Origin of the sequence: Methylibium sp. T29-B (genome assembly GCF_000576225.1) — a bacterium.
Classification (GTDB): Bacteria; Pseudomonadota; Gammaproteobacteria; order Burkholderiales; family Burkholderiaceae_C; genus Methylibium; species Methylibium petroleiphilum.
Genome location: NZ_AZSN01000111.1, coordinates 1 through 11982 on the forward strand (window position 1 = coordinate 1; position 11982 = coordinate 11982).

Here is an 11982-nt window from a genome sequence, read left to right on the forward strand (position 1 = left end):
CCGCCGCTGCCGTTCGCGCGCGCCTGCACGGCAGGCCGCGTGGTCTGCGCATGCGCGCCCAGCACCCCGAGACCGAGGCCGCACAGCGCGAGCAGCCAGCGTGTCGATCGCTTCATCGTCTGTCACTCCTTGCCCGCCGCGGGCGCGGCGGGGCGAACTCCGGGAACGACCCCTTGAGGTCCGCTGCGGGCCTCGCGGTTCCGCGCCACGGCCCATTCTGCGCCGCGGTGATGCAAGGCCGCGCAAGACTTGCGACAGAACGTGGCTCGGGCAACTTGCCCTCGGCGGAACGCGCCGACTTCTGCACACTCGCGGCGGCATCTGGACAACAAGGCCGAACCCCGGAGGAGACCATGATCGGAACCTGGAGCGCCCACGCCCCCACCTACCTGCTGTGGCTGTGCATCGTGACCACGCTGGTGTTCGCGCTGCCCATCACCTTCACGCCGCTGGCCTGGGCCCGGCTGATGCGCTGGCGCATCCCCGAGCACACCGACCTGGCCGTCTACTTCGGGCGCTGCCTCGGCTGCTTCATCCTGATCCTCGAAGCGATGATGCTGCGCGCCGCACTGACCGGCGTCGCACTGCAGCCCACCTTCGAGTTCCTCACCGCGGTGTTCGCGCTGATGCTGGTGGCCCACGTGGTCGGCGCACTGCAGCGCATCCAGCCCTGGACCGAGACCGCCGAGATCGGCATGTACGCGGCCCTGCTGCTCGTGACGCTGGCGTTCTTCCCGCGCGCGGCTGAGCGCGCGCGCCCGCGGCGCTCAGCCGATCCAGCCGCGCTGCCAGGCCATGCGCGCGAGCTCGAAGTCGCTGGCCGTGCCGAGCTTGGACTTGATCTGGTAGTGCACGTTGTGCACCGTCTTCACGCTCAGGCTCAGCGACTGCGCGATCTCCTGCGGCGTGCGGCCGCCCACCAGCAACCGCATCACCTCGAACTCGCGCGGCGACAGGCCGTGCGCGGCGCTGTCCTGCGGGTCGAGCAGGGCGCTGGCCACCTCGCCCGAGACATCCGGGCTCAGCACGCGGCGGCCCTGATTCACCTCGCGCACCGCAGCCACCAGCTGCGAGGGCGCGCTGCTCTTGGTCACGTAGCCCAGCGCGCCGGCGCGCAGCGCCTGCGCCACCCAGACCGCGTCGCGGTGCATGCTGAAGGCGAGCATGCGGCAGGCCTCGTCGCGCTGGCGCAGCCGGGCGATCAGTTCCAGCCCCCCCATGCCCGGCAGGCCCAGGTCGATCACCACCACCGCCGGCCGCAGCGCGCGCCACTGGTTCAGCGCCTCGCCGCCGTCGCCCGCCTCGGCCACCACGACGATGTCGCTCTGCAGCTCCAGCAGGCGCTTGTAGCCCTCGCGCACGATCGCGTGGTCGTCGACCAGCATCACGCGGATCGTCATGCCAGCGTCTCCTCCAGCGGTGGCAAGGGCAGCGTCACCGCCAGCCGCATGCCACCGGGCAGGCAGGGCGCCACGTCCAGCGTGCCGCCCAGCGCCGAGACCCGCTCGCTCATGCCCAGCAGGCCGTGGCCCGGCACCGGTACCGCCACGCCCAGGTGGCTGCCGTTGTCGGTCACCTCGATGCTCACCTGCCGCTCGGTGCAGGCGAGCCGCACGCGCGCCTGTGCAGCATCACCGTGGCGCACCGCGTTCGTCAGCGCTTCCTGCACGATGCGGTAGACATGCACCCGCATCGAGTCCGGGATGCGTTCTGTGTCGCCGTCGATCTCCAGCGTGGCGTGCAGGTCGCCCTGCGCGGCCCGGCGCCGCGGCTGCGCCACCAGCGCCTGCAGGGCCTGTGCGAGCCCGAAGCGGTCGAGCGCCGGAGGCCGCAGGTCCGACAGCACCCGCTGCAGGCCCTCGAGCAGGTGCTCGGTGGTGCGTGACATCGCGTCGGCGCTCGGCCGCAGCTGCGGCAGCGACTGGCCGGCCAGCGTGGACACCACCTCGGCCTCGGCCCACAGCGCGGCCAGGCTCTGACCCATCTCGTCGTGCAGCTCGCGCGCGAGGCGCCGGCGCTCCTCTTCGCGCACTTGCAGCAGCCGCTCGGTCAGCAGGCGCTGGCGCGCCGTGGTGGCGGCCCAGCGCGCCGCCAGCCGGTTGAAGCTGCCGGCGATGCTGCGCAGCTCGCTCAGCGCGAACGGCGGCAGCCGCACGCTCAGGTCGCCGCCCTCCAGCCGCGCCAGCGCCGTCAGCACCTCGTTGGCCGGGCGCAGCGAGCGGTCCACCAGCAGCGCCACCGCCGCCACCACCCCCACGAAGCCGAGCGCGAAGCCGCCCAGCACCAGCCAGCGCTGCCACAGCATCTGGCCGAGGCTGTCCCAGTTCGGCGTGACCACGATGGTTCCGGCGCGGATGCCGGCCTGCAACTGCAGCAGCCGCGTGGCCTGGGCGTTGCCGATCGCGCCGGCGCGCAGCCACGGCGCCAGCAGGCGCCCGGCGTCCGTCACCGGCTCCTCGGACAGGCAGGACTGCGCCAGCGGCCGGTCGCGCATCAGGTGCTGGACCTCGACGCAGAACGAGATGCGCCGTCCCAGCCGCTCCAGCGGCGTCAGCGGCACCTCGATGTCGATGCGGTCGAACGACGAGGTGCGTCGCGCCAGATCGTCGTTCAGCAGCTGCGCCACCAGCGACGCGGTGGCCGGCAGCTCGGCGGTCGCCGCCTGGCGCAGCACGCGCACCTCCCAGGCGGCCAGCGACAGCAGCACCGCCACGGCGATCAACACGATGCGCCAGATCAGCGCGCGCCGCAGGTGCAGCACCGGCCGCGCGCCGGTGTTGGTGCCGGGCGCGGCGAGCGGCGGCGCGGGAAGGACGGAAGGGGGCAGCGACATGGGCGGCACGGTGTGCCGCGCATCTTGCATCAAGCAGGCGGCCGGCCCGGGGCAGGTGCGTCGCGGAAGGCAGTTTGCCCGTGGGCCGCCGGCGGGCGCGCCACAAAAAGGGGTGCCCCCCGGGCACCCCCAAAAGCCGTCGGCTCAGCTCTCTAACAAAACGGATCGGATCAGAAGGTGTGGTTGATGCCCACGTTCAGCAGCGTCGTCCTGGCGTCCTGCGCCGGCACGCTGTTCCTCGACGAGATCGGCGACATGCCGCTGCATTTGCAGACGCGCCTGCTGCGCGTGCGGTCCGAGCACGAGGTGCTGCCGCTCGGCGCCGACCGGCCCATCCGCGTGGAGCTCCCGGTCATCGCCGCCTCGCACCGCGACCTGCGCCAGCTCATCGCCGCCGGCAGCTTCCGCGAGGACCTGTACGACCGCCTGTGCGGCGCCACGCTGCCGCTGCCGGCACTGCGCGACCGGCGCGATCTCGGCGACCTGTTCGAGCTGATCCTGCGCGAGGAAGCCGAGCACCTGGACACCCGCGCCTTCATCGCCGACGAGGCGCTGGAACTGCTGGACCCGCAGGCCGGGCAGAACCGCACCACCATCTACCGGCAGATGAAGCGCTTCGGCATCGTCTCGCCCACGCAGCTGCCGCCCGAGGGCGAACGCTCCTAGCGGGCCCTGGCTAGAATCGCGACTCCCACCCGTCATCGGGGAGTAGCCGCCCTGCATCCGTTGCAGGGGCTCGCGTCAACACACTTGGCCTGCAGGCCATGGTGCGAGCAGCTTCCACAGCCTGGCAAGACCTTTGACCGCACAGCCTCCGCGTGGCCGGAGAGGCCGTGTGGTCATTGCGTCATCCGGCCCAGGACCTCTCGCACGCATGGAAGCCTTTCTCGTCTCGACCGGCATCGTCGCCCTCGGTGAAATGGGCGACAAGACGCAGCTCCTCGCGCTGCTGCTCGCGGCCCGCTTCCGCCGCCCGCTGCCCATCATCCTGGGCATCCTGGTCGCCACCCTCGTCAACCATGCCTGCGCCGCCGCGGTGGGCGACTGGATCGCCCGCGCGCTGGGCCCCGACGTGCTGCGCTGGGTGATCGGCGGCTCCTTCCTCGCCATGGCCGCCTGGATGCTGGTGCCCGACCGGCTCGACGACGAGGCAGAGGGCAGCGGCCGCCTGCGCCTGGGCGTGTTCGGCACCACCGTGGTCGCGTTCTTCCTCGCCGAGATGGGCGACAAGACGCAGATCGCCACCGTGGCGCTGGCGGCGCGCTACACCGATCTGTGGGCGGTGGTGACCGGCACCACCTTCGGCATGATGCTGGCCAACGTGCCGGCGGTGCTGCTGGGCGACGGCGTGGCGAAGCGGGTGTCCATGAGGCTGGTGCACGGCATCGCCGCGCTGCTGTTCGCGGTGCTGGGCGTGCTGACGCTGTTCAACGTGGGCCATCTCCTCTGATCCACGGCGCCCTCCAGCGCCCCGTACACTCCCCCCGGGTGTCGGACCGCGAGCGCGGTGCGGCAGGTTCTTGCGAAGGTCGGGCCGCCTCGCGGTTGCTTCACGACCCTGCTGCCCATGACCGACCCCACGATCGACTGGATCGCCGCCGCCCTCTTCGGTGTGGCCCTCGTCCACACCTTCGCTGCCAAGCAGCTCGAGCGCCTCTCGCACCGCCATCCGCGCCACGCCGGCCTGTTCCACCTGCTGGGCGAGGTGGAGGTGGTGTTCGGCTTCTGGGCCATCGTGCTGGTGCTGGTCATGGCGCTCGTCGCCGGCCGCGGCGCGGCGCTCGACTACGCCGAATCGCGCAACTACACCGAACCGCTGTTCGTCTTCGTCGTGATGGTGGTGGCGGCCTCCCGGCCGGTGCTGCAAACCGTGATGCGTGCCGTGGGCGCGATCGCGCGGCTCGCGCCGCTGCCCACGCCGCTGGTGTCGGCCTGGCTGGGCCTGGCCGCGGTGCCCCTGCTCGGTTCGCTGATCACCGAGCCCGCCGCCATGACCATCGCGGCGCTGCTGCTCGCGCCGCTGGTGTTCCGGCCCGGCGTGCCCGAGCGCATCAAGTACCTGGCGCTGGGCGTGCTGTTCGTCAACGTGTCGATCGGCGGCACGCTCACCTCCTATGCCGCGCCGCCGGTGCTGATGGTGGCCGCCGCCTGGCAATGGGACAGCGCCTTCATGCTGGCGAACTTCGGCTGGAAGGCGGCGCTCGCCGTGCTGGTGAACGCCTCGGTGGCCGCCTTCCTGCTGCGCCGGCACCTGGTGGCCGGGCCCGACGAAGCGGGCACCGCCGGTGCGGAGCCGGTGCCGCTGGCGGTGGTGGGAGTGCACCTGGCGCTGTTGGCCGGCGTGGTGATGCTGGCCCATCACCCGGTGGCCTTCCTGGCGCTGTTCCTGCTGTTTCTCGGGTTCACGCAGGCCTACGCGCGCCACCAGGACCCGCTGATCCTGAAGGAAGCGCTGCTGGTGGGTTTCTTCCTCGCGGGCCTGGTGGTGCTCGGCGGCCTGCAGCGCTGGTGGCTGCAGCCCATCGTGGCGGGGCTGGAGCCGCTGGCGCTGTTCTTCGGCGCGCTGGCGCTCACCGCCGTGACCGACAACGCGGCGCTCACCTACCTGGCTCGCTCATCTCCGGCATCTCCGACGCGTCGAAGTACATGCTGGTGGCCGGTGCGGTGGCGGGTGGCGGGCTGACGGTCATCGCCAACGCGCCCAACCCGGCCGGCGTGGCGCTGCTCAAGCGCGGCTTCGCCGACGAATCGGTCGGCGCCGGCGGCCTGCTGCTCGGCGCCCTGGGCCCCACGCTGGTGGCTGCCGCCGCCTTCCTGCTGCTCTGACGCGCTAGCCCCTCACCCGCCTCAACGGCCCCCGCATCTGCTCGCCCAGGCGCTGCGCCAGCGCCGCGTCGGTGGCCGGCGAGGCGGCCAGGATGATCGTCACCGCCGGCAGCGCCGGAAAGCCCTGCTGCGGCGTGAGCACCACCGCGTCGGGCGGCACGCAGCTCTCGGCCACCACCGACACCGCGAAGCCGGTGCGCACCGCCGCCTGCACCGCCGCCATGCTGCGGCTGGTGCAGACGATGCGGTGCTCGCGCCGCCGCTTGCGCAGCTGCGCAAGCGCCCACTTGCGGAAGATGCAGCCCTCTGGGAACAGCGCCAGCGGCAGGCAGTCGGCGTACGCCACGTCGTGCTGGGCCGAGGCCGTCCACACCACGCGCTCGGTGCGCAGCACCACGCCCTCCTGGGTGTCGGTCTCGGCCGACAGGATGGCCAGGTCGAGCTGGCCGTCGGCCAGCAGCGGGCGCAGCTCGGCGCTGGGCGCGCACTGCACCTCCACGTGGGCGCGCGGCGCCAGCCGCGCCAGCGCCGCCAGCAGTGGCGCCATCAGCACCGGGATGTAGTCGTCGGGCAGGCCCACGCGCAGCGTGCCGCCGAACTCGGGCGCGCGGAAGTGCGCCAGCGCCTCGCTCTGCAGCGCCAGCATGCGCCGCGCGTAGCGCACGAGCTCGGTGCCGTCGTGCGTGAGCACCAGGCGCCGGCCCTGGCGCTCCAGCAGCGGCCGCTCCAGCGAGGCCGCCAGCTTGGCCAGGTGCACGCTCACCGCCGAGGGCGTCTTGTGCACCAGGTGGGCCGCGCCCTTGCAGCTGCCGGCGTCGGCAAACGCCACCAGCGTGCGGAGCTGATCGATGTCCAGCAGCATGGACGCTGAGTTTACGAAACGTGAACTGTCGCGCCACGAAGTTTTCGTTTTTCAGCGGCTTTCGATCCGCCTAGAGTGAAACGCTGACGTTCCCTTTTTCCCCCTTGTCTTCCAGGACGAACCCGACGATGTCACTGCTGCAACTGCGCAAGCTGGTGGTCCAGCTCGAGGAGATCCACACCGAGATCGGCCGCCCGGTCGACCCGCCCGCCCGCAAGGTGGTGGTGGCCGCCGTGGTGAAGAACCCCTATGCCGGCCGCTACGTGGAGGACCTTTCGCCGCTGTACGAGTTGGGCGCCGAGCTCGGCGACCTGCTGGGCCGCCGCGGCGTGCAGGCGCTGGGCGTGGCGCCCGACGCGGTGCAGAGCTACGGCAAGGGCGCCATCGTGGGCCTGGACGGCGAGATCGAGCACGCCGCGGCCATCCTGCACCCGAAGTTCGGCGCGCCGGTGCGCCGCGCGGTGCACAAGGGCGAGGCCATCATCCCCGGCAGCAAGAAGATGGGCGGGCCGGGCTCGCTGATCGTGATGCCGGTGACCAACAAGAACGACATCTGGAATTTCGACGACATGGATGGCGCGGAGATCGCCATCGCCGACGCGCCGCATCCCGACGAGATGCTGGTGGCGCTGGTGCTGGCCATCGGCGGGCGACCGCTCCATCGTGTGAGGAAGCCCGCATGAGTGCGAAGGAGACCTCCATGTTCTTCAAGGCCATCATCCTCCTCAAGCGTCGCGAGGACATGAGCGCGCAGGACTTCGCCGCGTGGTGGCTGGGCCAGCACGCCGCCCTGGCGCGCCAGCTGCCCGGCCTGCGCGGCCTGCGCTTCAACCTGGTGACGGCCGACGGCGAGGGCGCCATCGACGGCGTGTCCGAGCTGTGGTTCGACAGCAAGGAAGCCTTCGACGCCGCCTACGACACCAAGCACGGCCGCGCCGTGGCCGCCGACTCCATGGCCCACGTGTCGCGCCGCGAGCGGCTGTTCGTCGACGAACACACGCTGGTGGACACCGGCGTCTGAACCCGCGACCCCCGCAACCCACGGAGCCAGCCACATGGGCGACAGCCTCAACGCCGCGCTGCTGCAGCGCGACCACCGCCACCTGGTGCATTCGCTGCACAACGAGGCCGCCCACCTGGCCGGCAACGTGTGGGTGAAGGGCGAGGGCACCACGCTGACCGACGCCGACGGCAAGCGCTACATCGACGCCATGTCGGGCCTGTGGAACGTGACCCTGGGCTACGGCCGCCGCGAACTGGTGGACGCCGCCGCCGCGCAGATGGGCGAGCTGGCCTATGCCTCCGGCTATGCCGGCAGCACCAACCTGCGGGCGATGGAGCTGGCCGAGAAGCTGGCGGCCGACCGCGTGTACCCCAACATGCACCGCTTCTTCTTCACCTCCGGGGGCGGCGAGTCGACCGACAGCACCATCAAGACCGCGCGCTACTACTGGAAGGCGCAGGGCAACCCCGGCAAGTACAAGACCATCAGCGTGATGGGCGGCTACCACGGCGTGACGCTGGCTGCCATGTGCGCCACCGGCATGCCGGCCTACTGGCCGGCCTTCGAGCCGCGCATGCCGGGCTTCGTGCACATACCGAACCACGACGCCTACCGCTACACCGTGCCGCCCGGTGGCGACCCGGCCACCGCCGCGGCCGACGAGCTGGAGCGCGCCATCCTGGCCGAGGGCCCCGACACGGTGGCCCTGTTCATCGCCGAGCCGGTGATGGGCGGCGGCGCCTACGTGCCGCCGGCGGGCTACTTCCGCCGCATCCGCGAGATCTGCGACCGCTACGACGTGCTGTTCGCCACCGACGAAGTCATCACCGGTTTCGGCCGCACCGGCAAGCTGTTCGCGTTGGGCCACTGGGGCAGCGGCGTGCAGCCCGACCTGGTGCAGTTTGCCAAGGGCATCACCAGCGGCTACGTGCCGATGGGCGGCGTGGGCCTGTCCGACAAGGTGGCCGCGGTGTTCGACCGCCCGGGCGCCGACACCTGGATGCACTGCTACACCTACAGCGGCCACCCCGTGGCCTGCGCGGTGGCGCTGGCCACGCTGGACGTCATCGAACGCGAAGGCCTGCTGGCGCGCGCGCAGGTGCTGGGCGACCGGCTGCTGCGCGGCCTGCGCGGCGCGCTGAGCGACCACCCCAACGTGGGCGACATCCGCGGCCTGGGCCTCATCGCCGCGGTGGAGCTGGTGGAAGACCGCTTCTCCAAGAAGCCCTTCGACCCCGCCCGCAAGATGGGCCCACAGGTGCTGGCCCAGATGCGCCAGCGCGGCGTGGTCACGCGCGGCCGCGGCGACACCGTTTACCTGGGCCCGGCGCTGGTGAGCGACGAGGCCACGATCGACCGGATCGTGGAGGCGGTGGCGGAGGGGGTGGGGGCGGTGTTGCCTGCTGCTTGAGCGCCCCTCACGTCGCGCGCTGAGCGCGAGCGGGATCGAAACGCCTTCTTCTTTTCACGGCGTCGGGTACTCACCCGACTCCTTGGTCATTTGGGCCGCCTAAACGCCACTGCGCATCGGCATCGAACGGGCCTTCTCCAGGGCTTAGCGCAGGTGCTGGCGTCCACGCAGGGGTTGCGTTAGATCAACGGCGCCAGTACGGTCGCGCATGTCGAAATCTAGTTCAGCTGACAGTCGCCGCTACGCGGAAGACAACCTGCATTCATAGCGAAAGCAGGTGGGCTGTATGAAATGCGAGAAGTCTGCTAGCTTGCGCTGCGAGCACGCCGCACAAGCTTGCTTGAGCGGACATGCACACAGCGCAGCGTGAGCCAACAGCAGACAAGCCGCATCGCGCAGCCAGCCGAGCATTAGAGGAATAGTTGATTCATGCCCCGCGTCGATGCACCCGAACCTGTCGTTCGAGCGGACGACCCGCTGCGCGGGCGCCGCTCAACTATTTAGTTTGGCCCCAGAAACCGGTCACTTGCCCATGAGCATTCCAAAGCCGATCGAGTTCCTTCTCAGCGTGCCGCTCTACGCACCGGTGGCGTACGAAGGCGAGCAGGTCTGGGAAGTCCTCGATGTGCTGTACCTCAACGGCACATACGACAGCTTCTGCGTGAAGTGCAAGCGCGAATCGACCTTCAAGGTCACCGCTTCAGACCGGCCTGACGAGTACAAGCGCAACCTCGCGCGCGAGAAACTGGAGCATCAGCACGGGATCAACCCCAAGCACCCGCGCTTGCAATCGGACGTGTACTACGTTGCAGCGAAGTGCACAAGACATGAGGCTCATAGGCAAGACTTCCTGTTTTTCATTGACTACCAAGTCATCCCAACCGATTCTGGTCCGCCGGGCGTCCAGTGGACGTTCCAGAAGATCGGTCAGCAGCCTTCTTATGGTGACCTTCACCTTCTTCAGGTCAAGAAGTACACGCATGTTCTGTCAAAGGCCCAGCTAGGTGAGCTTACCCGGGCGATAGGCTTAGCCTCGCATGATGTTGGCGTTGGCGCGTATGTTTACTTGCGTCGCATCTTTGAGACTTTGGTGGAGGAGGCGCACACCGTAGCAAAGGAGGCGAATGGCTGGGATGAGGAAACCTACGCTCGCTGCAGAATGGGCGAGAAGATCGCGATGCTCAGAGCCTACCTACCCGCCTTCTTGGTGGATCACCCGGGCATGTACTCTCTGCTAAGTAAAGGCATCCACGAACTCTCTGAGGAAGAATGCCTTAAGCACTTCGCGACACTCCGTCTTGGCATCGAACTCATACTTGATGAACGCCTTGAGGCGCGCGAACGTGCGAACAAAATCTCAGCAGCTAAGGCCGCCATCCAGAAGGCGCTTGGTGGCGCTGGGGCCTAACCCCTCGCTCAAGCTGACCCGCCACGGCAGGCTTTGTAAGCCCGGCCTGAGCCAGTCGTACTATCGACTCAGTCCGGGCTTACAACGCCTGCCTCCGCGGGCAGCTTAGCTCGAACGTTAGGCCGCATGAACTCCGTCCCGTCCGACGATCCCGAGTACGTCATTCCCCGGCTTCGCTGGCGCAACACAGCACGACTCGTAGGTAGTCTCTTGCCAGTTGCCCTGTTCGTCATTGTGGGCGCACTCTTCGCACTGCCGTCGGCCAGCGACGCTTGGTCAGGTACACATGGCTCTTTGGCATCATGAGCTGGTTTGTCATCATGGCTTGCGCTTTGTACCTCTCATTCGTTCCCTGCCCGAAATGCGGCAAGCGCTTCCACGTCGCGCCTGACAGCACGCACTGGAATCACTTCACTAGCCAGTGCATGAGCTGCGGCATCAGCATCTGGGCAAGGTCGCTCAAGTAGGCTTCATGGTAGAAGGGCCGCGAGTGATCGGTGGTAGTAGCTTGGGTAGTTGCGCCTTGTCGCTTGTCGCCCTTTGCGGGTCTACGACGTCAGGGGGCTCTAATGCGGCCTAACCATTCGGTCAAGCGGACAGCCTCCGGGGTACCGGGTTCTGCCGCTTACCTCAAACGTTAGATGACAGTCACGTCGATGCGCGAACCTAGATCAAACGCCAAATGCCCATGCGATAGCGGACTTCGATACGGCTCATGCTGCAAAGGAAAGGCGTTCAAATGGGTGGTGGACAAAGACGGGGACTGCCACAAACGAGTTCCTCTCGTTCCAGAAGCAGTGGAGATTCTGGAGCGCGCGGAGGAAGACTTTTGGCGCATATTCAACCGAGCGCCCTCGAAAGGAAGTGACCCTGTTTTCCTATGGAAGTACCTCGTGTCAGAGGAGGAGTTGGAGCGGCAAGCGGTTGACGCGATGCAGCGAGCGGAGGTCCGTCCGCACATCATTCACGCCTACCGAAAAACAGGGGGTCTATTGATATCGCGCGAGAACGAAAAGCTCGCGACAACGAAAGATTTGGCTGATTGGAATGCTGCAATCGATCAATACTTTGAGCTAGAGCGAAATCCGCCGCCAGAACACCCAATAGATGCGCTTTTACGCTCGTTCGAGATGGAACTCGACCATTGCATCATCTGCTTCGGATATGTTCTAGAACACGGCTTGAAGCGGAATGCAAAACGGATTCGCTCATCGAGCGCCCATTTTTCGTGGACGACTACGCGCTGATCTGCGCGGCGAAGAGCATGAAGACTCTCCGAGCAATCAAGGTCCTTCTATCTGAAAACATTGGTGCTGACGGCCTATCACTAGCGAGGCATCTTCTAGAAAACTACTTTCATATCACCTATGCGATTTCCCGTCCTGAGATGCTGAAGCACCTCACCGATGCTCAGATTGGCCTAAAGCTTGGGACTCATGACTTCGCGAGAACAGCGAATGGGCGCATCGACTCCCGAAGGATTCTGCGGAAGGAGGACGGGGAAGAGTACATCGGACACATCTCGTACTACAAGATGGCGGAGAGCAGTTCACACCTGGAGGATCTGGAGCTCTTTGACTACCTATACAGCTTCCTCTCAGAGTACACGCATCCGTCAGTCTCTGGATTTCGCCTAGGG

The 11982-nt window shown here is 68.0% G+C and carries 10 protein-coding genes, 2 pseudogenes and 1 riboswitch; of the genes and pseudogenes, 9 read left to right on the forward strand and 3 right to left on the reverse strand.

Features of this window, described 5'->3' with window-relative positions; translation table 11 throughout:
• Positions 1-767 precede the first annotated feature (767 nt).
• Both Y694_RS15535 and Y694_RS15540 read right to left on the reverse strand, forming a co-directional pair.
• Entirely contained in the window at positions 768-1400 is a 633-nt protein-coding gene (locus Y694_RS15535) for a response regulator transcription factor (protein ID WP_011827958.1), read from the reverse strand.
• A complete protein-coding gene (locus Y694_RS15540; protein WP_155935839.1) occupies positions 1397-2833 on the reverse strand; it encodes a histidine kinase in 1437 nt (478 codons plus the stop codon). The genes Y694_RS15535 and Y694_RS15540 overlap by 4 nt, the downstream gene beginning before the upstream one ends.
• Positions 2834-3058: 225 nt before the next feature.
• On the opposite strand from Y694_RS15540, the pseudogene Y694_RS15545 reads away from it, so the two are divergent.
• From Y694_RS15545 to Y694_RS15555, 3 genes and pseudogenes are all read left to right on the forward strand, one after another.
• Positions 3059-3499, forward strand: a pseudogene (locus tag Y694_RS15545) (sigma 54-interacting transcriptional regulator); the annotation flags it as partial.
• A 25-nt stretch (positions 3500-3524) separates the two neighbouring features.
• A riboswitch (yybP-ykoY riboswitch) is annotated at positions 3525-3699 on the forward strand.
• Positions 3700-3707: 8 nt separating this feature from the next.
• On the forward strand, positions 3708-4283 hold the full coding sequence (locus Y694_RS15550) for a TMEM165/GDT1 family protein (RefSeq protein WP_036234091.1): 576 nt from the start codon (positions 3708-3710) through the stop codon (positions 4281-4283).
• Between the two features lie 117 nt (positions 4284-4400).
• Positions 4401-5659: pseudogene (locus Y694_RS15555) on the forward strand (putative Na+/H+ antiporter).
• A 4-nt stretch (positions 5660-5663) separates the two neighbouring features.
• On the opposite strand, the gene Y694_RS15560 reads toward Y694_RS15555, so the two are convergent.
• The gene (locus Y694_RS15560; RefSeq protein ID WP_036234094.1) at positions 5664-6521 is read right to left on the reverse strand and encodes a LysR substrate-binding domain-containing protein; all 858 of its coding nucleotides are present in this window, start codon (positions 6519-6521) and stop codon (positions 5664-5666) included.
• Between the two features lie 128 nt (positions 6522-6649).
• Between Y694_RS15560 and Y694_RS15565 the strand changes: the two genes are divergently transcribed.
• From Y694_RS15565 to Y694_RS22665, 6 genes are all read left to right on the forward strand, one after another.
• Entirely contained in the window at positions 6650-7204 is a 555-nt protein-coding gene (locus Y694_RS15565) for an amino acid synthesis family protein (protein WP_011827970.1), read from the forward strand.
• A 17-nt stretch (positions 7205-7221) separates the two neighbouring features.
• Positions 7222-7542 (forward strand): EthD family reductase, encoded by a 321-nt coding sequence (locus Y694_RS24360; protein ID WP_049820860.1) that lies wholly within the window; start codon positions 7222-7224, stop codon positions 7540-7542.
• A 34-nt stretch (positions 7543-7576) separates the two neighbouring features.
• Positions 7577-8935, forward strand: coding sequence for an aspartate aminotransferase family protein (locus Y694_RS15575; protein ID WP_036234097.1), 1359 nt, complete (start codon positions 7577-7579; stop codon positions 8933-8935).
• A gap of 442 nt (positions 8936-9377) precedes the next feature.
• Entirely contained in the window at positions 9378-10343 is a 966-nt protein-coding gene (locus Y694_RS15580; protein WP_051512005.1) for a hypothetical protein, read from the forward strand.
• Positions 10344-11086: 743 nt separating this feature from the next.
• Positions 11087-11590 carry a hypothetical protein gene (locus Y694_RS24365; RefSeq protein WP_152543511.1) on the forward strand — a complete coding sequence of 168 codons (504 nt, stop codon included), beginning with the start codon at positions 11087-11089 and terminating at the stop codon, positions 11588-11590.
• Positions 11572-11982, forward strand: a 411-nt coding sequence (locus tag Y694_RS22665; RefSeq protein WP_197028799.1) for a DUF5677 domain-containing protein, incomplete at its 3' end; no start/stop codon positions are given. The genes Y694_RS24365 and Y694_RS22665, both read left to right, overlap by 19 nt.